The 20956-nt window shown below is 32.1% G+C and carries 37 protein-coding genes; all 37 read right to left on the reverse strand.

The genetic code is table 11. The features are described 5' to 3' along the window. Positions 1-621, reverse strand: a 621-nt coding sequence (locus QZL64_RS04000) for a hypothetical protein (protein WP_296309295.1), incomplete at its 3' end; no start/stop codon positions are given. A 104-nt stretch (positions 622-725) separates the two neighbouring features. After that, complete coding sequence (locus tag QZL64_RS04005; RefSeq protein ID WP_021840713.1) at positions 726-914, reverse strand: hypothetical protein; 189 nt, start codon at positions 912-914, stop codon at positions 726-728. Next, positions 911-1462, reverse strand: coding sequence for an HD-GYP domain-containing protein (locus QZL64_RS04010; RefSeq protein ID WP_021840714.1), 552 nt, complete (start codon positions 1460-1462; stop codon positions 911-913). Before QZL64_RS04010 ends, QZL64_RS04005 begins: the two co-directional genes overlap by 4 nt. 150 nt (positions 1463-1612) lie before the next feature. Further along, positions 1613-2287 (reverse strand): hypothetical protein, encoded by a 675-nt coding sequence (locus QZL64_RS04015; RefSeq protein ID WP_021840715.1) that lies wholly within the window; start codon positions 2285-2287, stop codon positions 1613-1615. Positions 2288-2370: 83 nt separating this feature from the next. Beyond that, on the reverse strand, positions 2371-2946 hold the full coding sequence (locus QZL64_RS04020) for a hypothetical protein (protein WP_021840716.1): 576 nt from the start codon (positions 2944-2946) through the stop codon (positions 2371-2373). Continuing rightward, positions 2918-3502: a hypothetical protein gene (locus QZL64_RS04025; protein WP_021840717.1), complete on the reverse strand. Its 585-nt coding sequence runs from the start codon at positions 3500-3502 to the stop codon at positions 2918-2920. Before QZL64_RS04025 ends, QZL64_RS04020 begins: the two co-directional genes overlap by 29 nt. Before the next feature lie 520 nt (positions 3503-4022). Next, positions 4023-4238, reverse strand: a complete 216-nt coding sequence (locus tag QZL64_RS04030; protein ID WP_021840719.1) for a hypothetical protein — start codon at positions 4236-4238, stop codon at positions 4023-4025. Between the two features lie 211 nt (positions 4239-4449). Beyond that, complete coding sequence (locus tag QZL64_RS04035) at positions 4450-4674, reverse strand: hypothetical protein (RefSeq protein ID WP_021840720.1); 225 nt, start codon at positions 4672-4674, stop codon at positions 4450-4452. A 13-nt stretch (positions 4675-4687) separates the two neighbouring features. Beyond that, the gene (locus QZL64_RS04040) at positions 4688-5002 is read right to left on the reverse strand and encodes a hypothetical protein (protein ID WP_021840721.1); all 315 of its coding nucleotides are present in this window, start codon (positions 5000-5002) and stop codon (positions 4688-4690) included. Between the two features lie 21 nt (positions 5003-5023). Further along, complete coding sequence (locus QZL64_RS04045; protein ID WP_021840722.1) at positions 5024-5581, reverse strand: hypothetical protein; 558 nt, start codon at positions 5579-5581, stop codon at positions 5024-5026. Continuing rightward, complete coding sequence (locus QZL64_RS04050; RefSeq protein ID WP_021840723.1) at positions 5578-6057, reverse strand: hypothetical protein; 480 nt, start codon at positions 6055-6057, stop codon at positions 5578-5580. The genes QZL64_RS04045 and QZL64_RS04050 overlap by 4 nt, the downstream gene beginning before the upstream one ends. 18 nt (positions 6058-6075) lie before the next feature. Next, positions 6076-6300 carry a hypothetical protein gene (locus tag QZL64_RS04055; protein ID WP_021840724.1) on the reverse strand — a complete coding sequence of 75 codons (225 nt, stop codon included), beginning with the start codon at positions 6298-6300 and terminating at the stop codon, positions 6076-6078. A 13-nt stretch (positions 6301-6313) separates the two neighbouring features. Next, positions 6314-6742, reverse strand: coding sequence for a hypothetical protein (locus tag QZL64_RS04060; RefSeq protein ID WP_021840725.1), 429 nt, complete (start codon positions 6740-6742; stop codon positions 6314-6316). A gap of 23 nt (positions 6743-6765) precedes the next feature. After that, positions 6766-6999, reverse strand: coding sequence for a hypothetical protein (locus QZL64_RS04065; RefSeq protein ID WP_021840726.1), 234 nt, complete (start codon positions 6997-6999; stop codon positions 6766-6768). Between the two features lie 10 nt (positions 7000-7009). Next, entirely contained in the window at positions 7010-7273 is a 264-nt protein-coding gene (locus QZL64_RS04070; RefSeq protein ID WP_021840727.1) for a hypothetical protein, read from the reverse strand. A 159-nt stretch (positions 7274-7432) separates the two neighbouring features. Then, complete coding sequence (locus QZL64_RS04075) at positions 7433-7744, reverse strand: hypothetical protein (protein WP_021840728.1); 312 nt, start codon at positions 7742-7744, stop codon at positions 7433-7435. A 14-nt stretch (positions 7745-7758) separates the two neighbouring features. Continuing rightward, complete coding sequence (locus QZL64_RS04080; protein ID WP_021840729.1) at positions 7759-8088, reverse strand: hypothetical protein; 330 nt, start codon at positions 8086-8088, stop codon at positions 7759-7761. Positions 8089-8184: 96 nt separating this feature from the next. Next, the gene (locus tag QZL64_RS04085; protein ID WP_021840730.1) at positions 8185-9048 is read right to left on the reverse strand and encodes a hypothetical protein; all 864 of its coding nucleotides are present in this window, start codon (positions 9046-9048) and stop codon (positions 8185-8187) included. A 102-nt stretch (positions 9049-9150) separates the two neighbouring features. After that, positions 9151-9627 carry an RNase A-like domain-containing protein gene (locus tag QZL64_RS04090; protein ID WP_021840731.1) on the reverse strand — a complete coding sequence of 159 codons (477 nt, stop codon included), beginning with the start codon at positions 9625-9627 and terminating at the stop codon, positions 9151-9153. A 91-nt stretch (positions 9628-9718) separates the two neighbouring features. Beyond that, the gene (locus QZL64_RS04095) at positions 9719-9985 is read right to left on the reverse strand and encodes a hypothetical protein (RefSeq protein ID WP_021840732.1); all 267 of its coding nucleotides are present in this window, start codon (positions 9983-9985) and stop codon (positions 9719-9721) included. A gap of 88 nt (positions 9986-10073) precedes the next feature. After that, complete coding sequence (locus QZL64_RS04100) at positions 10074-10382, reverse strand: hypothetical protein (protein ID WP_021840733.1); 309 nt, start codon at positions 10380-10382, stop codon at positions 10074-10076. Between the two features lie 13 nt (positions 10383-10395). Then, a complete protein-coding gene (locus QZL64_RS04105) occupies positions 10396-11118 on the reverse strand; it encodes a hypothetical protein (protein WP_021840734.1) in 723 nt (240 codons plus the stop codon). Continuing rightward, positions 11115-11495 carry a hypothetical protein gene (locus QZL64_RS04110; RefSeq protein ID WP_021840735.1) on the reverse strand — a complete coding sequence of 127 codons (381 nt, stop codon included), beginning with the start codon at positions 11493-11495 and terminating at the stop codon, positions 11115-11117. The genes QZL64_RS04105 and QZL64_RS04110 overlap by 4 nt, the downstream gene beginning before the upstream one ends. Before the next feature lie 11 nt (positions 11496-11506). Next, positions 11507-11767 (reverse strand): hypothetical protein, encoded by a 261-nt coding sequence (locus tag QZL64_RS04115; RefSeq protein ID WP_021840736.1) that lies wholly within the window; start codon positions 11765-11767, stop codon positions 11507-11509. Then, positions 11764-11931, reverse strand: coding sequence for a hypothetical protein (locus QZL64_RS04120; protein WP_021840737.1), 168 nt, complete (start codon positions 11929-11931; stop codon positions 11764-11766). Before QZL64_RS04120 ends, QZL64_RS04115 begins: the two co-directional genes overlap by 4 nt. Beyond that, positions 11928-12527 (reverse strand): SLOG family protein, encoded by a 600-nt coding sequence (locus tag QZL64_RS04125; protein ID WP_021840738.1) that lies wholly within the window; start codon positions 12525-12527, stop codon positions 11928-11930. Before QZL64_RS04125 ends, QZL64_RS04120 begins: the two co-directional genes overlap by 4 nt. Before the next feature lie 263 nt (positions 12528-12790). Further along, positions 12791-13645, reverse strand: a complete 855-nt coding sequence (locus QZL64_RS04130) for a hypothetical protein (protein ID WP_021840739.1) — start codon at positions 13643-13645, stop codon at positions 12791-12793. Positions 13646-13783: 138 nt separating this feature from the next. Further along, positions 13784-14719 carry a hypothetical protein gene (locus QZL64_RS04135; RefSeq protein WP_021840740.1) on the reverse strand — a complete coding sequence of 312 codons (936 nt, stop codon included), beginning with the start codon at positions 14717-14719 and terminating at the stop codon, positions 13784-13786. 118 nt (positions 14720-14837) lie between these two features. Beyond that, entirely contained in the window at positions 14838-15557 is a 720-nt protein-coding gene (locus QZL64_RS04140; RefSeq protein ID WP_021840741.1) for a hypothetical protein, read from the reverse strand. Positions 15558-15577: 20 nt separating this feature from the next. Continuing rightward, a complete protein-coding gene (locus tag QZL64_RS04145; protein WP_021840742.1) occupies positions 15578-16159 on the reverse strand; it encodes a hypothetical protein in 582 nt (193 codons plus the stop codon). A 16-nt stretch (positions 16160-16175) separates the two neighbouring features. Further along, complete coding sequence (locus QZL64_RS04150) at positions 16176-16577, reverse strand: hypothetical protein (protein WP_021840743.1); 402 nt, start codon at positions 16575-16577, stop codon at positions 16176-16178. A 15-nt stretch (positions 16578-16592) separates the two neighbouring features. Further along, positions 16593-17603: a DUF4406 domain-containing protein gene (locus QZL64_RS04155; RefSeq protein WP_021840744.1), complete on the reverse strand. Its 1011-nt coding sequence runs from the start codon at positions 17601-17603 to the stop codon at positions 16593-16595. A gap of 33 nt (positions 17604-17636) precedes the next feature. Further along, complete coding sequence (locus QZL64_RS04160; protein WP_021840745.1) at positions 17637-17828, reverse strand: hypothetical protein; 192 nt, start codon at positions 17826-17828, stop codon at positions 17637-17639. A 140-nt stretch (positions 17829-17968) separates the two neighbouring features. Next, positions 17969-18532 (reverse strand): hypothetical protein, encoded by a 564-nt coding sequence (locus tag QZL64_RS04165; RefSeq protein ID WP_021840746.1) that lies wholly within the window; start codon positions 18530-18532, stop codon positions 17969-17971. A gap of 14 nt (positions 18533-18546) precedes the next feature. Further along, on the reverse strand, positions 18547-18744 hold the full coding sequence (locus tag QZL64_RS04170) for a hypothetical protein (RefSeq protein ID WP_021840747.1): 198 nt from the start codon (positions 18742-18744) through the stop codon (positions 18547-18549). A 97-nt stretch (positions 18745-18841) separates the two neighbouring features. Beyond that, positions 18842-19513: a hypothetical protein gene (locus QZL64_RS04175; protein ID WP_021840748.1), complete on the reverse strand. Its 672-nt coding sequence runs from the start codon at positions 19511-19513 to the stop codon at positions 18842-18844. Positions 19514-19614: 101 nt separating this feature from the next. After that, the gene (locus QZL64_RS04180; protein ID WP_021840749.1) at positions 19615-20661 is read right to left on the reverse strand and encodes a hypothetical protein; all 1047 of its coding nucleotides are present in this window, start codon (positions 20659-20661) and stop codon (positions 19615-19617) included. Between the last annotated feature and the right edge of the window lie 295 nt (positions 20662-20956).

Below are 20956 nucleotides of genomic sequence, written 5' to 3' on the forward strand. Positions count from 1 at the left end.
CTTACATGGAACATAATCTGGACCGATTGCCTTTCTCCAATCTATGCATCGTCTATTCCATTCTTCCTCAGAAATCGCATCTGGTTTCTCACATTGATTTTGGTAATGATAGTCATCGAAATGTCCTGTATTTTCCAAATAGTTCTGAATATCCTTACTTCCAAAAAACATGACAAGAATTTTATCCTGCAATGGAAAGATTTGAATGATCTCCCTTTTTCTCTGATTTTGAAGATTCCGTTCCAAAGCCATATCGGAGATATTCCAATACAGACTATCCCACTGAATGGTCTCCCTTTTTCTCTGATTTTGAAGATTCCGTCCAAAAGCCATATCGGAGATATTCCAATACAGACTATCCCATTTATCTACATCCACCAATTTCCATATCTCATGCATTTCTTTGGAATTTTTCGTTTCCTTTATCATGTTCTGCACAACCTGAGAACCATGAAGCTTTTTGAAGTTGTAGTAGTACAAAGTCTTATTAGCTGCCCAGTCGAGAGCCATTTGTTCACTAATCTTTGTCACTTCTTTCCGAAGATCATCACAAAATTCATTTAACGAAATGAGATCGTAATCTCCTTTTAATCTATATGCATTATATATTTTCGTACTCATAGTTTTTCCCTTCTGCTACAAAATTAAGATTGCTTTCAATACAAATATGAGAGATTCTTTAAAAAGAAAAAATCACATATAAAAAAAGAGAGCATGACGCTCTCTTAAACTTCTCCAGCAATTTTTCGCACATATTTTACATATCTTGTGCTATATAATTGTTTTTTCCCATTTCGAATGATAGCATTCCATTCTTCTAAATCATTATGAAATTTTTGATAAAATCCACAATTCGCATGACAAGTACTTGAATGAAACTCACATTTGTAACATGGGGACATTGGCTTTCTCATAAATTCTCTCCCTTTGTAACCTCTTCTAATGCAGAAAATACCCAGTGATAAACTTCTGAATGTTCAGCGATAATTTTTAATGCTGTCTCACGATCTAATGCCTTTCGATAAACACGGTCACTTGTTAATGCATCATACATATCTGCTGCGATCAAGATTGGATAATATTTTTTTGCAAAGTTTCCGATCTGATCATCCTTTAATTTGCGATATTTATTCATTCCGTGATGTAATAAAACTAACTCTTTAACTTCTTCTGTTCCATAATTTAATTCTTTGCAAGCTTCATATCCATAGTAAGCATGCATATCAATAACTTCACGCTCTAATCGAGTTAAAGGTCTTGGGGCGTCTAATATGTTGTCAGGAATATAAAACTTTCCAATATCATGGATTTGTGCTGCTGCAAGTATAGTTTTCTGATCAATCCCCAATATGTTCAATTGTTTTGTGAGTAGTTCTACATAGTGTGTTACACGATTGCAATGTTTTCTAGTTTCTTCTGTAAAATAATTTTCAATCTTATCATATCTAGCTTCTTTCATCATGTTTTCTCCCTTCGCAGAAATATTTCTGCTATGAATATCGAAGAAATTTAATTTCTCCTATCGTCAACTGTCTACAAAGCAAATATGAGTGTTAGAAGTTTTAATAACTACAAAAAGACCCAACGATATGCTGAGTCTTTTTACTGAAAATTAATGTAAATTTTTTAAGATAATATCTAATGGGGTACTTGGTGGCATGACCAACATATGACTGGCATATTTCATCATCTGTTCAAATTCTTTTTCATTCATTCCTTCTGGAACTTCAAATTCGATGGAAACCTTTTTTGGTTCTGCTTTTTTTAATCCATGCTCTGCTGCAAGAACTAATGCACGATTTCGTAGATCTTTGACCGTTTCATTATTATATACCGTAATATCATATTGATAATCATTGATATTAGCATCTGCATGATTGCTTGCAGGAAGATCTTTGATACAATTACGAACAACCTGAATCGTTACGATGTCTGGATGAGCTTTTTTGAGTCTGTCAATCTCCTGAGGTTCTCTTACATGAATAAAAAGCATCATATCTTTTTCAGAATTAGAGGCTGTTTTCAATGTTTCAGAAATTTTGCTCTGGACCTCTAAGAATGGCAGATCAAATTTCTTTGTCAGATAATCTTTCATATCAGATAATACTTTTCGTGACTCAGCATCTTTTTTACCATTCCATCCAGCGACTTTATATAGCTCTTTGACTGAATCAATGGTAGAAAAATTTACAACCTGATCAGGAAATTCTTTCTGTAGCTGACGTACAAATGTGTCCTTTCCACTCATTGGTGCTCCATTGATAATAAAAGTACTTAATTTTCCCATGTTTATATTCTCCTTTCGTCTTTAAAAAAGTATCAATATAAATATGAGATTTTAAATGAATCATAATTTTCATATATAAGAAATTAAATTTCCAAATTTGAAATGAGCTTTTTAATCTTTCCATTTTCAATGTATACAAAATCTACGATATCTTCATCTTTTTCTTTTAAAGAAATCGGAATGTCTTCAAGTGTATCATCATTAAACCGGAAAAACATATTATAAACGGAATCTGTTACAGAGGTGGCATTGAATATAAAGTATGGATATTTTTTCTCATCTAATGCAGAAATATCTTTTCGAATCTTATCATGCCATTCAATTAGGTCCATATTATCTGGATGATAATATCTAACATCTTCCATAAAAAACTTTTGAATGCAATCAGCAATAAATGTTTTATCTTTTGTAAAAAATATCTGTTGGTTTACAAGCAGCCACAAAACGCGATCTTCTGTTCTTTTAGATTTTGAAACATTGCGTTCTAATTTATCCAGATTCTTTGAAGTGAACAGTACTTTATATGTATCTTTTTCATTTAAATATTTTTCTCCAAGGATTTTGTAAATCTGTGGCAGAAACAACCAAGAATTTTTGTATTGTTTTAACTCCACTGCTGTAAAATCGGATTTAATGCCATATAGGTTGGTATAGCTCATTTCTTTTTCTCCTTTCTATCTTTTTCTTTTTGTTTTTCTTCTTTGAATTTTGGTTTTTCTTTTTAGGTCTCTTTTTCGGTTTTTTCTTTTTGTTATGTTCTAGATTATCGTCAGAATTGGGATTATTCTTTCTTTTTTGTAATTCTTCATGATATTCCAAATGGTCTTCATAAGAATCATGAAAAATACTGAAGTGGACAACGGCGATTAAAACAACTACTATTTCCAAATATCCAATGATTATGATGGAAGCTATCAAATCCATCGGATAAAAGCCTGCTTTCACTACACTTAACTGTAGTCCTATTACTTCACAGAGATAAAAAAAGAATTTAGTTTTGTCCAAGCTTGCTTCCAAAATATAATGATCCTCTTGCAGTCGATTATAAACAGGATGATTCCATTTTTTACTTCCGCTAACACCAATCGAATTAAAGTAACGGTCTATCTTTTTATCAGTCATGATATCATCTATTTTAATTATGATTTCACTAACGATAGAAAGAATGAATCCCACAATTCCCATGTACAAAAATATAAAATCCAAAGTATCCATAGTTTATTTCCCCTTTCTCTTTCTTTTTTTCATTTTAAATATGAGAGTAAATCTTGTATTACATAACGCAGAGAACAGATATAAAATCCTATCATGAATGAAATTATTATAAATCTGCGATAAAATAAATTTGATTCATTAATATCGTTGATAACAAGCGGAGAGATAAATATAAAAAAACAAATGCCGGATGAAATTCCATAAAATGATTTTAAATTATATAAACAGTTTTCTAGTTTCTTATATCCCTCATTCATGCATTTCCTTACAATAGGATTTTTTGTTTTGGATAGATTATTTACTAGTATTTGACGTTCTCTATATTCGATAATTTCACATATGATCAAACAAATTGTAAAAGAAATCTGGATGAATTCAAAAATCAAGTATATTGACATCTTCGTGTATTACTCCTTTTATTTTAAATATGAAAGAAAATCTAGAAAGCAAAAAATCACATATAAAAAAAGAGACCAGTTAAGGCCTCTTTCAAAAAAGTATCATATGTGTTTTGAGTTAACTAATATTCAAGATATTCAAGAAGTTCTTCTTCATCTGAAAACTCTTTACCTTCGATGTTAAAAACATCCCAGGTATTTGCACATCCCTTGTGACAGTTACAGGTTAATCCATGATAATCTCCGTTTGTTGTGTGTACGGCTACCATGGGATAATTCCCGTTATTGCAACCTGCATTTTCTAATTCTTCAATTATTACTGACTTTACTTTGATCATAGTTTTCTCCTGTTTTACATAATTTCTGTAGTTAATTCATATTTAGAATCTGTAGTAGACGCTGATGGTAGAAAATTATGATCATTCTCTACCGTCGCATCAAGCTTTGCTTCAGCTTCTTCAGTGGATTCTGCATAAATATCAACATATTTTGTATATGTCTCTTTAACAACAGCCTTATAAACATTTTAATTCACAGTTTTCTCCTTCTTTAAATATAAACGTTATCTTTTATCGGTTTCAATGTAATTTCCCATTCTTTTGGAAGGCTCTCAATGATCTCAAGAACATACCATTCCTCATCTGCTTCTTCAGCAGCAATCTTAAGATCATCGATCCTTTCTTGAATCATTTCCATTGTTACGTCATCATTTTTACAAATTAAAACTCCGCAACAATCCATTTCAGGTGTTATATTTAAGAAAAGTAGTCTCATAGTCTTTCTCCTTTTAAATAAAATCTAACGCTGTTACCTCTTGAATCATGTCTACTGGCTGCACGCTGTATTCTATGCGATATGTATCAAAACAAGCGTGGGCGCACAACTCTGTGATCACATGAGATTTTGGATATTCATCAACATCGATATCATCGATATTTTCTGTGCATTCGGTGCACATCTCAAAAGAATCTTCCTTATCACGTTCAATACAATTCATCAGATATTGCTTTGCCTCTTCTACCGTAGCTGTTAGATGCAATAATGTAATATTGCAATTATATGTATTGCTGATCGCAACGATCCATTTAATTCTTTGGTTCATAATTTTTCTCCCTTTTAAAATTTAATTCAAAAATTCCGTATAATCTTTATCATGAAATTTGGAGCACTCATAGTGAAAATTACAATCCGTAAGTAAATCCTCAATCTTCCTTCTGCATTTATTTGCTTTATGCAATTTTGCAAGTTCTGTCAGATCCTTATTTGAAAATGACCACTCCAGCAGTCCCGATAACTCAGAACCTCTTTTCACAGATTTTAATGCAGTTAAAAAATCCTTTCTGATTTCAACTCTTCTTTTCAATTTATCGAAATTCAGATAATCTTGCAGAATTTTGTCTCCATATGGATTAGCTTTAATCGTAGAAATGATTTCATCTTTACTTTCAGGAAAACTTACCATAATTTCTGCAATATCCGTTTGTAACCACATGGAAGCCTGATATAATTCAGGCTCCGCATTTATTTCACTTTCAGGAAAATATTTTTTCCAAAGATAAAGATCCAAATCTTTCATATTCTGCAAAATTTCTTGCTTAACTTTACGCTCATGCACTCTGCATTCAATTTCGCTTTCAAATGATATACCATCATCTGCGATATAAAGCATCTTTGTTCTCATGATACAAACCCCTTTCTATTTTTCTTTACCCATTTTAATTCCATAAGATCAAACTGATACAATTCACTAGGATGTTCTGTTTCTTCATCTATATCAAGAAAATCAATGCACAGCAGGCAATCTGCAAAATTACCTTGTCGTTTTGGTACGTCAAATACAAAATCGATGCCATACAATTGATCAACATATCCTGATTCATGGATCAAATCTTCTGCTTTTTTTAAAAAATATGAAATATTTGAATCTGTGACTTTTTTAAAAGGCTTCATTTGTGTATTGTCACATTGCAGATCTTCCTCTAATTTATAATTGAAAAGTTTCTCATTATTCTTATCATAAATTGATAATGCGTTAAGATGATATTTCATTACAAGGTGTCTTGCAAGACTCAGAATATCATTATTCATGACTGCTCCATCTTGAATAACCAGTTTTGTTTCATTTTCTGTAATTTTTAATTCCCAATCTTTGATCATAATTCTTCTCCTTCCCAACTAAGCAGTTACAACCTGCCAGACATGTACTTCTTCTCCATTGAGATATAGAATCGCATCTTCGTAATCACAATGTGATTGTTGCTGCCATTCTGGATAAATCTCTTGAGAACACATTTTCTCGTATTCCAAATAAAGATTTCTACTAGCTTCTTCTACGCTGTCGTATTGTCCTACGACATCAATCGTGTATCCATCTGTATGGATTAATAATGCTTTCATCATATTTTCTCCTTTTCTACCATGGAAGTAATTCTTTGTTTGCTTTTTCGATTAGATCGATATATCGTATTGGATATCGATCTGTGAAATAGCCTTTTACTTCAAGTAAATGTGCTACAATACGGTGCTCCATATCAACTTTAAATTCTTCAATCGTTACATCTGTAAACGAATCCTCAATATGTAATGAATGAGTACTACAGAAGTCATATGGATAATCTGGTTGATCTTTAAGACGATCACTATATCCATATCCTGTGTCAACGCCACCTACATATAGATCAAAATGAAGGAATGTATCAAAATCAATAATATCGAAGCATAATAAACCACATCGAACGTTTCCAATCCATCCCCCATCGTAATTACTTTCTTTATAGATCCGCTGTTTTTCTTTGAAGTTTTCAAATTCGTTCTCGTTTAAGTTCCATACAAAATCGAACATAATTTTTCTCCTTTATTTTTTGACTAATTAAATTGTTTTAAATCAGAAATGGTTTCTCTGATCATTTCCTGAGCATAAGGATCCCTTTTTGCTCTTTCATCAAGATATTCAACTTCATATGTTGCAAGATCAATCTTAGCAATTACAGATCCTTCCTCATTAGGATTTTTTGTTTTCCAAGCATCAATGTAAACTTTATGATCTTCTTCATCAACAAAATTGTTTCTAATTTCTCTGTATTTTGATATCTGTTTCATATTTTTCTCCTTATTCATTTTTAACAAAATCAATATTTTCTTTTAAACACAAAGGGTTAGAATTCGCATAGTCTGTGATTCCCCAGCTATTAAGATATTCGCCATTTTTATCAATAAATAGTGAGATATCTGAAACAATCGCTTCTTCATCAGGAAGTATTGTCTCATCATCAAGAATGGAAGATTCCTTTAACAGAATCTCCCGCGTTTCTTTACAATATTTGATAAAAGATATTACTTTCTCTTTTCCCTTTTTGGTTAATTGGTATTCCATAGTTAGTCTCCTTATGAACTACCCCTCCCATGCGGTACATAATTCCTATGGAATGGGTTTCCAGTAGTCGTGACAGTTACCCATCTCTGACGAAATGTTTCAAAAAAACACCTCGCTGTCCGTACCAACTGAGGCTGGCTCACACAGCCCCTATCTCTTTTACGAGAGTACTTCTATAAAATCTGTTCCATATTTCAGTTCCAAAGAGACATATATACTATGCTTCTTAGAAAGACACCAATCGCTCATGTAATACTTGTCTCCAACATGCCAAACGTCTTCAAGAAATCTTTCTCCAGAATTGATTTCATGTAGAATTATTTCTCTTGTTGGTAATTCTACATGATCAACACAATCAGCGTAATGCCCGCTTAATGCTCGATAGTATTCTGAAATCTTCTTATATCTTTTACGGCATTCCTCAACAAATTCAGAGACATTTTTTTCACCTTCTTTTGTCAATTGATACATATTTTCTCCCTTCATCATAAGAAACTATAAGCTTTCACAAAATGTTTTCTGTACAGTAATTTGATCTGCATACTGTAATCTTTTGTCACATTCCAATCGGAAACATATTCTGGATTTTCTCTGACGATGACCGTCTGATCGATATCTTTCAAAATGGCTTCTTTTGTTGGCAGTTTTACAGCATCTGATTCAGCATTTAACAGTTTTTTCTGTTTAATCTGACATTCGTTTATAAATTCCTGTACAACTTTTTCTCCTTCTTCTGTAAATTCAAAATCATCATTATATTCAGATTCAAAATCTACATCTTCAAAGTCTTCAAAATTAATTTCTTCAAAATTCATATTTAGTTCTCCTTTACTCTAATCGTCATTATTTGTTTACGTATTAAGTATGAGAGATGAGAGAAAAGATAAAAAAAGGAGAGTCGAAGGACTCTCTTAAAGATTTTTTGTATTTTCAAAATGCTTAGATTCTACTTCAAACTCTATTTCTTTTGACAAATGATAGTAATATTCGCTTTGTAATTTATAAAATGCGACTTTTAGATCCTCGTCATAAAATTTACCATCCTGTCCATTTTGAATTTTCCGATAAGTAATATCTGGATGATGATACACAGTTGAGATATTTCCATCCATACAAGAAAGTACCATATAAATTTCGCCACTTTTTTCTGCACGATATTTCACTGGATAACTATCGATATATCCATATGAATGCCAGTTGTAATCATCAGTAGTTTTCAATTTATCAGCGTCCCTTCGTGTATTTTCGTCTTTCTTACTATTAGCATACTGATTATGCGTAGATGAAATATTTTGATAAAGATCTTCTTCGGTACAATTATCAGCTTTCACAATTACCAAAATTGCAGCCTGCAGTGAACTTCGATAATCCAAAAGATCTTTATCTAAAGGGATATTAATCTGATATCTATTTTCAATATCACCATTGATTACAGTTTTCTGGAAAACAGCAACATCTAGTCTTTTTCTCTTAATACTTATCCATCCAGTGTTTTCCGCATATTCCATCAGATGATATGGATTGATTTTATAAATATCATGACTTTTTGTTTTATAAATGTTATCAATAAGCGTATCAATATCCTTCTTTGTATAATGATCAGAACGAAGCAGATTATCCAATACTTGGATATCTGGAATACTAAGATTTGTGCAATCCGAGATAAACATTGGCGTCACAAGTCCATTTTTGAGCAATCGTTCTGCAATTTTTATGGAATTTTCAATCTTTGCTTTTTCTTTGATTTCTGCAATTTTTTCTATATCTTGTGTCATGGTTATATCCTTTCAAACTTATTTTTTTCAATTTAAATATGAAGTATTTTAAAGAAACAGTTTTTCATATATAAAAAAAAAGAGAGCCGAAGCTCTCCCTCCTTATGAATTATATTCTTCCATCGCATCTAAAATATCATCAACATCATCAAATCCAGCAATCGGATAAGCAGTCTTTACATAAAACAGATTATTACGATCTCTGTGCAGCACTACAACAACGCTATGCACAGAAAAAATGTTTTTCCAATCCGTATGAAATGCAATTCCTTCTCCTGTGATAAGTTCAGAAGAAATACTTAACTCAATATATGCTTCTACATCTTGTTTGATCCAGTTTTTGATCTCTTGATAATTCTCAGCAACCGTTCTTCTGATCCAATATAATGCATTTTCTTTGGATAAAAACCTTGTTGCCATCTTAATATTACCAGGGGCAGGACGATGCATAGACAACATTTTTGGAATTAATGCTTCTCTTGAAATAGCATGTTCTTTAATTGCGTGTCCTTTTGCTTCGTGGATGTCAAAATATAATTCATTGTCATGGATCTGGTCGATCACTTCTTTCACAGTCATAAATAACTCCTCTCTTCCTTATAAAAATAAGGATAAAAAAAGAACCGGCCAGAAATTCAAAGCCAGTTCAGTCCTGAAATAATTTACTCATTTACATGATGCAATAACTTTTTTCTTTCCTTGTATGAAGAAATACAGCCATGTATGCATCATTTTCCGCTTCTTTTTGTGAAACATAAGTCATTCCTGTTTCTCGACTTTTCTTTTCACATTCAGCACGAGAAACGTAATCTTCAAACATTTCCTGTGTGATCGGCGATTCTAAAATATTATCCTGAAATTTATAAGGAATCTTACAAAGGATCAGGACTTTCCGAAGATCATTTTTGATCTCTTTTCTGACTTCGAATGTATTCATTTTGTTTTCTCCTTTCGTCAGATCATCTATATTTTAAATATGACTGTTTTAGAATATGATAACTGATGTTTTTGTTTCTAGCAAGCAATTACATGTCTTTTCTCTTTATTTCTTTTCCGCAAAATGGACAATATATTAATTTTTCAAAAGTTTTTTGATCAATGCTTATGTTATCGCAGTTACTTTCAGCTTGCTGTAGGTTTGTATTGTATTTCCATTCACAAAATCGTGCTGCCGGTTTATTTTTGCAAATGATGATATTGCGATTATCTTCCAGAAACATATTTATCGGATAGCCTTCAAAGTACTCATCTTTGGAAAACATTTTGGATAAGATTCCTTTCGGTATACAGATTCTTCCAAGATCATCAATCCTTCTCATATAATTATCTTTCATATTTTTTCCTTTCTTATCTTCCTGCAAAGTCTACCTTAATGTCATATTCCTCACAAAACTTCTCAAATACGTCTTCCATTACCAGAAATTCACCCTGACAAAAATCAGTACTTGCTAACCCAAGATTACTTTCGTATCCATTTATAAAAATACGTCCTAATGATCCATCATAATCAATGATACATTTACTTCGAACATCTTCCAAAAATTCTTTTCCATCAAATAAATCTTCCTTATCAATATCGCAGTTATTTGATTTTTGCATACCTTCTGGTTTTACATGATATAATTCTCCATTTTCTCCACAAGCAAAAAGGAATCTTCCTTTTGCCTGATATGTTATATGAGTATCTAATTTTTCATTAATTGAATTTTTCCAATGGACCTTAATATTATACTCTTCACAAAGTTCCTCAAAAAGATTTTCTGTAAGTAAAAAATCCCCCTGACAGAAATCAGAACTCATCAGTCCAAGATTGCTTTCAAATCCATCTACAAAAATATGTGATAAAGTACCATTATGATTTGTGATAAATTTGTTTCGGACATTTTCTAAAAATTTTTTACCATCAATCAAATCTTTCTCATCAATATTATAGGTATAACATAACTCTTGCCTATCTTCTGGCGTTACATGATGTAATCTGGCAAGTGTTTCTACAGCTAATTCTCTTGTATACAATTCTCCATGGTTTCCATAGGCAAATAGAAACGATCCTTTTGATTTATATTTCATATGATTATCCTCCTTGCTTTTGACCAATGCACCTTAATATCATGCCTTTCACAAAGTTCTTCGAAACAATCTTCTGTAACTAAAAATTCGCCCTGATAAAAATCATTATTAAAAATTCCAAGATTACTTTCAAAACCGTCCACAAAGACGTGACGCAAAATACCATCACGATTTGTGATCCATTTATTTCGAACATTGTGCAAAAACTCTTTTCCATCGATCAGATCGTCTTCGTTAATGTCATAAGTATAAAGTTTTTGTATTTCCTCTGGTTTTCCACGATATGTTATAGCCAAGTCTACAATATTCAGTTTTTTCATATATAATTCTCCGTTTTCGCCATGTGCGAACAAGAATATTCCTTCTGCTTTGTACATATTTTTTCTCCTTACTTAATCCATTCAACTCGCTGCAACTCCAACAGCTCTTCATCAGAAATTTCAATGGTGTAATATCCCTTGTATTGCCTTCTTTGCTCGTAATCCATTTCGCATTTGTTGCAGTAATAATCCTCATCTTCATCGATCACAATATATCCCCATTGAGTATTTTTTCTGATATAATGTCGGAACCAATTAGGGATCCGAACATGATTTTCTTTATGTAAGACACACCATCGTTTGAAAGCACTTCTCATTGTATGTTTCATCTCTTGTTTCCCTCTCCTTTTAATCTGCCATATACTTTATTTTCTCCTTTCTCATTATTTGTCATATTTTCAAAATATTTGATCCATTTCAGCAGTTTGTCATTTGCATTTTCTTTCTTAGGTCTTATACTGCTTTTTCTATTAGAACAGTTTCTAGGATTCATGAGATTTCGTCTCCTTTACAATAAACCATCTGAATTTCAAAAGTTTTGGGGTCAATCTGACAAATATGAATCTTTCCATCTGCATATCTTAAGCAGCTTGCGGTTCCGCCTTTTTCTTTCTTATAATCCTTTGAAAATGGGAAAAATCCAATTACCATCTGACTGCTATCAACCATCATTTCATTTCGGATTAACATAGCATTGATCTCTGCTTTTTCTTTTGTCATATCTAGGTTTCGTGCTTCTGATACATTGAGCACTTGATCTGCCAAAGCAAGCATTTTCTGATAGTCTTTCTGACCAAACATTCCTGTTTTCTTCCATAATCGTTCCTGTCCCTGAAATGGAATGTATACAATATTTTGAATATCATATTCTTTTTTCAAACTATTTACTGCCCAGAAAGCCAATTGGTCAAATCCCTGAGCTCCGCCAGTGATATAATTTTTAATACCAAATTTTGCAAAACCACGAATCACTTCTTTTACATGATCTACGATCTTCTGATATTCTTCTTTCTTTGTATATCCATATAGCTTTGCAGGTCTTGGACCAGTAAAACAAATCGTATCAATATTTTCAAATATGTTATTCATGTTGCATAATCTCCTTTTCCAAATATTCTGTCTAATATAAATATGAGAGAAATTTTCTTTTTTGAAAATCATATATAAGAAAATTAACAAAGTTTGTCTAACACGATATTATATTTGCATGGAAGCTCTTAAGAGCACTAAGTAATGGCGGCATTACTTTCGATAAAGAGATCTGATCGTTTGTATCAGGTCTTTTTTTTGTTACAAAAAAAAAGAGGCAGTTACACCTCTTCTTTGATCTGCAATTTTCTCATTATGAAATTTTATAATAAATCCTTTTTTGTTAAAACATAACACTCTTCTTTTGTGTCTTCCATTATTCCATCTATTACAACATATCTTTCCTGTCTTGCAATCCTTTCTACATCTGTAGTATCAAGATCACAAAGATGAGCCTTTTTCTTTGAAAAACAGAATTGATTCCCTTTGATAAAACGGATTCCTAATTCGTGTGCAATTTTTCTTAAATTACTAATTTCCATAGAATCAGTCAAGTCAATATGTGGAACACCAGAAGCATTGCGATACAAACTAGTAAAAGCTGTTACATGATGTAATAGATTTCCGATGCTATAACCCACATGATATACCTCTTCGCAAGAATACTGATCAATTAATTTGACATCACTACATTTTGATGAGTATCGATCATACAACAGCTTAACCATATATCCCTCATTTAATAACCCCATCACCATATGATGGAATGGGTAATTGAAAGAGATAGAATCATGTTCTGTCTTTACCCAGTCTTTGATTGCTGCCTTGGGAGCATCCGTTTGAAAGATGATTGACTCTTTTGCGTCATCAGAATCCAAAAGATATACTTGAATGATCCTGGGTTCTGCTTTCGCAATATTTTCTTCCATTACTTTTTTGCTCTCTAACAGATAATCTTCAAAATTTTTTTCTGTCATAAAGAAAAATAATGATTTGAAGTCTTCCTTATTTTCTGCTTCTAAGTACAATCTTAAAAGTTCATCAGCAATCCCAGTTACCTGAAAATTACATTCTTCGATAAGATCAGCTAAGATTGTATCAGCATCACGGAATTTGACTCCATCTGGCTGTTTTGTTGATAAATCCATTACTTCTTCTACTAATTTTGATAAATCCATAATTTTTCTCCTTTACTTTTTCTCTTAATCGTCATTAAATTATATTTTAAATATGAGATATAAAGCAAAAGATAAATTTCATATATAAAAAAAGAGACCAAATGGTCTCTCTTTGAATTAATATTTTTTTCTAAGAATTCACTTATTTTTGCAAATTTTCTCATCTTTATATAAAAACTTATCATTCTCATACCAAGATCCAGCAACAACTCCGCTACGATGTATGATGACAACATTAAGCCATGCTGGATATCTACCAGACACATGTTGGGCAAGATGATCTCCGACACATAATCTAACAGGAATATTTTTATATCGTCCATTTATATAATGATTTCTTCGACGCACATCTGTGCATTCTGTAATATTAAGGGCTTTTCTCACTTTATTAAATGTTTCTTCTGTTTCAAAAGTACCTGGCAACATACGATTAAGATACATTGGAGTGTTATATTTTACGTACTCATCTATATCAAAATCTTTATCAACAGTCACTCGCAAACAAAGCTTATCCCCAGCAAAAAGTTTGAATTTTTCAATTGATATAATATCTGTATCAGTACAAAATAATTCTTTATTGATTTTATCATTTGCTGAATTCCGATGTAGATTAATATACTTAATATGTGATACATTGTATGAATCATCTACTTTTGCTCCGTTTGTATTCCACGTAATTTTCGCATTTGGACAATACTTTTGTATAATATCTATTAATTTATTAAATTTGTTAGACGGAAGACTACCACCTGTAATAGAAACTTCATTAAAATTATGTTTTTCCATCAGGACTGCCTCACATGTTTTAAGAAAATCGTCACAACTTATGGTATTTTTTCTTAAATCTTTGTCAATACAGTAAGGACAATTTGCAAAACACGATCCTGGAAGATTTATTACGAGCGTTTTTGCAAAATCAAGGACAGGCCGACCAAATAGATTACGAATGTGAGCTTCATATTCTGATTGATCAATGTCAAAAAGTGCTTGCTGATGGATTTTATATTCAAGTTGTTCTAAATTAATTGCGTCTGATTCCATGATTATTCTTTGTTTTGAATTCATTTTATTCATGAATTTTTCTCCTTTTCTTTTTTCTCTCATCGTCATTAAATTACACTTTAAATATGAGATATGAATGGAAAAACAAAAGTTATATATAAAAAAGAGACCAAATGGTCTCCTTTTGAATTTAACAATCTTTCCAATCAACTCCAATTTTCCTTAATTCTTCATGCACAATCTTTTTCTCATCTTCTGTCAGGTCATGATAATCTATTCCAATAGAAGATAAAAGCATAATCGGACTCATGAATTTGATCATATCTTTCTTCTGAATTTTCTCTGAGATAATGCGTCGAAGAAGTTTATGATTGTTCTCCATATTTTTCAATGATTTTTCAAGATTTTCCTTGTACTTATTCGCCTGATCAACAATCTCTTGTGAATCTACATAGCAACGACAAACATCACATCGGTATGGAAACTGTATTTTTAGCATCTGATACATTTCTTTAAATCTAGTTGATTCATACCATGTTGGAAGATAATGAAATTGTAAGATAAAATAATTCTCTAAGAAATATTTTTTTTGCACATATTCATCGCGAGTATATGACATTTCTTTCATTTCTTCGTCTGTAAAAAGCCCATCGTTTAATTCTTTGACATACAGAGTAAAAAGTTGATCATCATCTGTAATATCATAATGTCCATATCGTTGATATTCATTTGCGTGATAAATATATCTTTTGTTTTTGAATACTAACATAGAATATCCTATATTTTGTCCAAGATTAACAAAAAAACATTCAAACCCTTTGATATTGATACTCTTTATTGCAGCTTCTTCGATTTGCTCATATGTCAACTGACAGGCATTCTTTGGATTCGCACATTCCAATATTTTCATAACTTTTCTCCTTTTGAAACTCAGTCTTGTTCTGCGTATATATAGTAATCTCCTTTTACGAACCTAGCACATAGCTCATGATAGTTATCTGTTGTCAATAAATCTTCAATTTGAGTGCGATAACAATCTGCTTTATGTAATTTTGCTAATTCGCATAAATCACTTGTCCAAAGTGTAAATTCAAGTTTTTTAGCGATCTCATCACCCTCATATTTTGATAATACATCTGCAAAATTGTGACGTATTTCAGCTTTTCTTCTTGCTTTGTCAAAGTCAAATTGACGCATAATCATATCTGAATGTTTCGATTTATGAATGATACCTTCCATTTCAGATTTTAGCCGATTTAATTTTCCAAAATTTTTTGAATAATTATCATACACTATCAATTCTACGTATTTCATGAAATCTAAGATTGAAAAATCGGATTCGTCCAAATCTTCATTGTAATATTTCTTGGCCAATTTTTTTGTTACATCAAAAAAAGCTATTTTTACATTTATAACTTTATTGTGGCTCAAATTCGACATACGCTCATGTAACAAGCAATCTGTTTGATTTCTAAATTCTGTACCATCGTCCGCACGATAAATGATTTCCATGAACTTTCTCCTTTTTTTAATTATAAATCCAATTGCATTTCCCATTTTCTACAAGTCCATGGATACTGTAGCCATCTGAATAAATATCAATCTTAGATTGATCTTCCAAAAATGGGGTAAGTGTTTCAAGCATCTCTTTCATAACTGTGTCCCATCCATAGCTAGCATCAAAATCATTATGATATTTTTTCCAGCCAGAAACTTCTTCCATGCAATAAGGGCTTGATTTCCATCCAGCAAGGCAGTTTCTGATGAGATCATCCAGTTTTTCTGTCCCGACTCCAAAATCAGCAAACTCTTCAAAATTGTACTCTGTTTTGTCATCCTGCAGCATATGTAATCTTAATGCTTCTGCCGCCTTTTCTTCTGAATTATGTTTAACTTTAATTTTCAAACCAACACTATAACACTGTCCCATAGTAATCTTTCTCCTTTATTTCTCAAATTGAATTTCCATATCTTTTGCTAATGCATAGCCATACTCTTGATTTGCACCTGGACTTGTTTTCCATCCTTTTAGCATATAAATGATGTCGCAGTCCTTTAATAATTGAAAAGATAATTCCATATAATCTTCATAGGAAGCATCTTTTAATTTTGTTCCCTCATATGCAGGATTTACAACTTCATATCCCTGTTCTGAGAGTTCTTTTTCTGCAACTGCAAATCGTTCCAGATAATCATCTGTCCCAGAAATTTTTCCAGAAATATAAATCTTTCGATTTCTTTTGCTGAAATCAACTGTATGTAAGATATCAAACAATTTTTTAATCTCTGGACTGCAATCTGTAAATAAATCCATTGGAGACGTTTCAATTAGCTTTACATCCTTATCATACTTATCCGCGTATTTTTGCAGATAACGTACGCCATCTTTGTAAGTTAAGAAAAAGATCCCTGGGCGCTGATATAATTCTTTTGTGTAGTATCTTAATTCTGCATGATGATGTGTATATTCCATGACCCATTCTACGATTGTAAGCATTCCGTTTCTTTCAATTTTATCTAATGATGTATTCCATACAATTTCTCCATTTTCTCCAAGAGTATTTCTTCCATGAATTAAAACTCTATAATCATGGATCAATTCAACTTGATATTGTTCTTCAAGATGATCATTTTTAATGATGTTTTGAATTGTACGGTATAATTGCTGCGGAGTCGTCATATTGATACAATCAATGCATAAATCTGCTCCATCAGCGATTTGGCTCAGATATTCTACTGCATCCGGATCATTTCTGAGATCAGTCTCAACATTGTCGAGATAATTTTTGATTGGTTCTTGAATAACCCAGATACGTGGATAAGTCAACATGTCAGTATGTTGGGTGTTCATTTCTTTCTGTAGTTCTCGCAAAAAATACAATTCTTCATCTGTGATACGATGCTTTGCATATGGATCAGTATGATGTGGGTATTTTGTGAATTCTTTCTTTGACATAAAATTTTCTCCTTTTTTAAATAAAAACTTTGACTACATAATATCAATGATCGCATGACCATATGCAAGTAGATATCCCGGTGTATCTTTCTGATAAAATTCGGAAGTTTCAACTTCATCTACACTTTGATATGATCTTAAAATTCTTCCATCTCTTGCATTACGAAAATGAATACCATTGATCTTTTCTTTTTTCAATTGGTGTAAAACAGTGCTTACACTCATAATTTTTCTCCTTTCTTTTTCTTTCTTTTGCTCTATTCGTCATTGTATATTACGTTATAAATATGAAAGATGAAGTAAAAAATAAAAATCATATATAAAAAAGAGCTCCCGAAGGAACCCCTTGAAAGGAAATAAAATATTCAATAATTTTCTATATTTTTGATCGGATGGTTCGCACATTCCCAAGCATCGATTGCTTCTTCTTTGCAAGCCCAAAGTTCATGATGAAATCCATACTCATTCTGCCATTTATTAAATAAATCCTCACATGTTTTAACGCCACTGATATCTCCTTCTGCAAAATATTCTTCCATAGATCTCATTAAATCCTGTAAAGAATATCCATGATCCATCATCCATTGCAGCTGATAGTTTTCATAAGAAACAGTAGGATTTTCATTTGCTTTATATAAAGGAATCTCTTTCTTCCTTTTTTCCTCATATGCATCTTCATAATATACCATTTTTGGTTTATCAGAATCAGCATTTTCGATAAAAAAGCTTCCAAGATAACTTCCTGCTTCTTCTTTATTATCTGGCAGATAACAAATATCGAATCCTTCAAACTCTGGCATTGTGCATTCTGTAAGACGAATACTTCCTGCGCTCTTATGATCTGTGCTCGTTACTGAATTTGACACAACATCCTTTACTTTATTCATAATATTTTCCATTTTTAATACATCTTTGACTGTTAATTCCATAATTTTTCTCCTTTTCATAAATTGATGATTTCTTCTCCAATTCTGATCTGATCCAAAAACAGATTTGATACAACAACCCTTAATTTTGCTCCATACCCTCTTTTTTCAAGAGCTTCTTTTGCAGCATTTGCTTTTTCTTCTGAAGTGCACACTGCAAATACAATTGGACGCCAAGTCACTTTATCAATTCCGTCTACAAAAAATAGTTTCATTTCCTTTCTCCTTTTCTCTCATTGTCATTTCGTTACACCTTAAATATGAAAGATAAAAAAAAGATAAAAAAAGAAGCCGTAATCGGCTTCCTGAAAATTATGATACTTGCTCAAGTGCATATACAAAAGATAATATTTCAGCATAAGATGTCTGTAATTTCTTGCATCGGTCTGTTCGAAATTCAATATAAGAGCAAAGACTCTCAACCGTACCATCTTCATAATCTGGATCGATCTCATAAGTCCCATTGTCAACTTCATGAAAGTTTTGGTCATAAACAGAATAATCAATTTCCCTTTTTATATTCTCTGTTTTTTTACAAACAAGGATTTCCTGATACTGATTGACATAAATCTGAAAATAAGGGTCAATGCCACGAAAAACTTTTGCATAAATATCAGTATTGACTGATTTTGTAAAGAAACTCCAAAATGCAGCATACTCTCTCATCATCGGCCCAATTACTTCAAAATCTAACAACTTATGATTATCGTAATCCTGTGTTGTCGCAATCTGATGTAAAAAAGAAAAATCTTCTTTGGATGTTACATGATAAACAGTCATCCATGGATTTTCCTGATTCATGCTTGTACAGCCTTCCCCTGCAACATTTAGATCAACGCGGAACATGTCTCCATTTATCTTTTCATAAAAAAGGCTTGCAATGATCACTGGATAACCTGATTGCTGTTCTTTACTGTAAGAGATCAATTGATTGTATGTTTCCTGAGTTTCAATTACTTTTGATGAATTCCATTGTAATTCCATAATTTTTCTTCCTTTCTCTTCATCGTCATTTTTTTATATATTCAAATATGACAGATGAGAAAAAAGATAAAAAAAAGAGCCCGAAGGCTCCTTCTTTTGAATTAGAATTTAACTTTTAGAACAGGATCTTCGTTATAATCGTCCCAAATATAAAAATTCTTTTCTCCGTTTGGCTTTTGTTCTGCAAGTATTCTTGCAGTTGGGAATCCGGATGATTCATCGTTTGCATAATATTCAATTTCCATTCCTGGGTATTCAGTATCAGGTGATTTTTGTGCCACCAATATTCCATCTGACAAAGACACTTTCAATCTTTTTTCTTTCGGCTGATTTCTCTTTGGTGGATTATTTAATGTTGTGACATTCCATTCGATGAATGCTTGTTCTCCATTTTTGTATTGTTCAATACGAGCAAATGTTCCGTCTTCTGAGATCTTTGGAAACAGCCCATATTCATCATCTGCATCATCATATCCCATACCTAATTCTTCCCGTTCAACTTTTAACTCGTGCTTATATTCATTTTTTACAAATTCAATTGCTTCTGCTTCTGTGTCAAAAACATACAACGGATTTTCCGGATCAAAGCTGTAGTAAACAGAAACGAAATACTGAACGATGGGATCCTGAGATTTATCTTTGGCTTTAGGGGCAGCAGGTTCCTGTGTTTCATCTAAGAATGCTGCTGATGGTCCAAAAAATTTTTTTAATGCAGTTTCAACATCTACCTCATTGGATCTAACAAACCATCCGTTTTCAGTGATATCAAAATCTCCCTGTTCATCCAGATATTTTTCTGGAATTTCATCTTCAGAAATGAAAACGCCAAATTGATTTACTCCAAAAGTTGTTAATGGATTTTGCTTTCGAATATGTGTCATAATCCTTGGATCATCACAATGTTTCGCTGTATAAAGATGAAATCCATGCTCTGGTGCTTTTGCTAACCATGTGATAATGCTATATGTGTTAAGATTTTTAAGATTTATCCCTTCAAAGAATGCACGATAGTTCCTTCGTGTAATATCAGCATGCAACTCTCCCATTAAAATTACCATTCCACGTGGCAATCCTGCTTTTCTTCCTTTTGCAGTTACTGCAAGAAAGTCACAACCACCATTTCCAGATTCTACATAACGATAACTCATAATTTTCTCCTTTTCTTTCTCTAAATCGTCATTAAAATGTTTCAGTTTAAATATGAAAGATAGAAAAAAAGATAAAAAAAGAGACCCAAAGGTCTCTCAAAAAAAATTAGGGATTATTTGTTCGGCATTACTTCAACAATTCTTTCTGCACATTTATTTTTTCTTGCTGTTTGCGATATCGTTTTTCTACTTGCTCAGAAATATTTTGTACTGATATTGTCAATATTGGTTGACACATTTATCTCAAAGATATCACTGACTATGCAGCCAGGTCCAAAGATTGATAGTATCTCTG

This window comes from Veillonella sp. CAG:933, assembly GCF_000431435.1.
In the GTDB taxonomy this organism is placed as follows: domain Bacteria; phylum Bacillota; class Negativicutes; order Veillonellales; family Veillonellaceae; genus Veillonella_A.

Coding starts and splice junctions, on each gene's coding strand:
- QZL64_RS04005 (WP_021840713.1), bottom strand. CDS start 914: ATGAGAAAGCCAATGTCCCCATGTTACAAATGTGAGTTTCATTCAAGT.
- QZL64_RS04010 (WP_021840714.1), bottom strand. CDS start 1,462: ATGATGAAAGAAGCTAGATATGATAAGATTGAAAATTATTTTACAGAA.
- QZL64_RS04015 (WP_021840715.1), bottom strand. CDS start 2,287: ATGGGAAAATTAAGTACTTTTATTATCAATGGAGCACCAATGAGTGGA.
- QZL64_RS04020 (WP_021840716.1), bottom strand. CDS start 2,946: ATGAGCTATACCAACCTATATGGCATTAAATCCGATTTTACAGCAGTG.
- QZL64_RS04025 (WP_021840717.1), bottom strand. CDS start 3,502: ATGGATACTTTGGATTTTATATTTTTGTACATGGGAATTGTGGGATTC.
- QZL64_RS04030 (WP_021840719.1), bottom strand. CDS start 4,238: ATGATCAAAGTAAAGTCAGTAATAATTGAAGAATTAGAAAATGCAGGT.
- QZL64_RS04035 (WP_021840720.1), bottom strand. CDS start 4,674: ATGAGACTACTTTTCTTAAATATAACACCTGAAATGGATTGTTGCGGA.
- QZL64_RS04040 (WP_021840721.1), bottom strand. CDS start 5,002: ATGAACCAAAGAATTAAATGGATCGTTGCGATCAGCAATACATATAAT.
- QZL64_RS04045 (WP_021840722.1), bottom strand. CDS start 5,581: ATGAGAACAAAGATGCTTTATATCGCAGATGATGGTATATCATTTGAA.
- QZL64_RS04050 (WP_021840723.1), bottom strand. CDS start 6,057: ATGATCAAAGATTGGGAATTAAAAATTACAGAAAATGAAACAAAACTG.
- QZL64_RS04055 (WP_021840724.1), bottom strand. CDS start 6,300: ATGATGAAAGCATTATTAATCCATACAGATGGATACACGATTGATGTC.
- QZL64_RS04060 (WP_021840725.1), bottom strand. CDS start 6,742: ATGTTCGATTTTGTATGGAACTTAAACGAGAACGAATTTGAAAACTTC.
- QZL64_RS04065 (WP_021840726.1), bottom strand. CDS start 6,999: ATGAAACAGATATCAAAATACAGAGAAATTAGAAACAATTTTGTTGAT.
- QZL64_RS04070 (WP_021840727.1), bottom strand. CDS start 7,273: ATGGAATACCAATTAACCAAAAAGGGAAAAGAGAAAGTAATATCTTTT.
- QZL64_RS04075 (WP_021840728.1), bottom strand. CDS start 7,744: ATGTATCAATTGACAAAAGAAGGTGAAAAAAATGTCTCTGAATTTGTT.
- QZL64_RS04080 (WP_021840729.1), bottom strand. CDS start 8,088: ATGAATTTTGAAGAAATTAATTTTGAAGACTTTGAAGATGTAGATTTT.
- QZL64_RS04085 (WP_021840730.1), bottom strand. CDS start 9,048: ATGACACAAGATATAGAAAAAATTGCAGAAATCAAAGAAAAAGCAAAG.
- QZL64_RS04090 (WP_021840731.1), bottom strand. CDS start 9,627: ATGACTGTGAAAGAAGTGATCGACCAGATCCATGACAATGAATTATAT.
- QZL64_RS04095 (WP_021840732.1), bottom strand. CDS start 9,985: ATGAATACATTCGAAGTCAGAAAAGAGATCAAAAATGATCTTCGGAAA.
- QZL64_RS04100 (WP_021840733.1), bottom strand. CDS start 10,382: ATGAAAGATAATTATATGAGAAGGATTGATGATCTTGGAAGAATCTGT.
- QZL64_RS04105 (WP_021840734.1), bottom strand. CDS start 11,118: ATGAAATATAAATCAAAAGGATCGTTTCTATTTGCCTATGGAAACCAT.
- QZL64_RS04110 (WP_021840735.1), bottom strand. CDS start 11,495: ATGTACAAAGCAGAAGGAATATTCTTGTTCGCACATGGCGAAAACGGA.
- QZL64_RS04115 (WP_021840736.1), bottom strand. CDS start 11,767: ATGAAACATACAATGAGAAGTGCTTTCAAACGATGGTGTGTCTTACAT.
- QZL64_RS04120 (WP_021840737.1), bottom strand. CDS start 11,931: ATGAATCCTAGAAACTGTTCTAATAGAAAAAGCAGTATAAGACCTAAG.
- QZL64_RS04125 (WP_021840738.1), bottom strand. CDS start 12,527: ATGAATAACATATTTGAAAATATTGATACGATTTGTTTTACTGGTCCA.
- QZL64_RS04130 (WP_021840739.1), bottom strand. CDS start 13,645: ATGGATTTATCAAAATTAGTAGAAGAAGTAATGGATTTATCAACAAAA.
- QZL64_RS04135 (WP_021840740.1), bottom strand. CDS start 14,719: ATGAATAAAATGAATTCAAAACAAAGAATAATCATGGAATCAGACGCA.
- QZL64_RS04140 (WP_021840741.1), bottom strand. CDS start 15,557: ATGAAAATATTGGAATGTGCGAATCCAAAGAATGCCTGTCAGTTGACA.
- QZL64_RS04145 (WP_021840742.1), bottom strand. CDS start 16,159: ATGGAAATCATTTATCGTGCGGACGATGGTACAGAATTTAGAAATCAA.
- QZL64_RS04150 (WP_021840743.1), bottom strand. CDS start 16,577: ATGGGACAGTGTTATAGTGTTGGTTTGAAAATTAAAGTTAAACATAAT.
- QZL64_RS04155 (WP_021840744.1), bottom strand. CDS start 17,603: ATGTCAAAGAAAGAATTCACAAAATACCCACATCATACTGATCCATAT.
- QZL64_RS04160 (WP_021840745.1), bottom strand. CDS start 17,828: ATGAGTGTAAGCACTGTTTTACACCAATTGAAAAAAGAAAAGATCAAT.
- QZL64_RS04165 (WP_021840746.1), bottom strand. CDS start 18,532: ATGGAATTAACAGTCAAAGATGTATTAAAAATGGAAAATATTATGAAT.
- QZL64_RS04170 (WP_021840747.1), bottom strand. CDS start 18,744: ATGAAACTATTTTTTGTAGACGGAATTGATAAAGTGACTTGGCGTCCA.
- QZL64_RS04175 (WP_021840748.1), bottom strand. CDS start 19,513: ATGGAATTACAATGGAATTCATCAAAAGTAATTGAAACTCAGGAAACA.
- QZL64_RS04180 (WP_021840749.1), bottom strand. CDS start 20,661: ATGAGTTATCGTTATGTAGAATCTGGAAATGGTGGTTGTGACTTTCTT.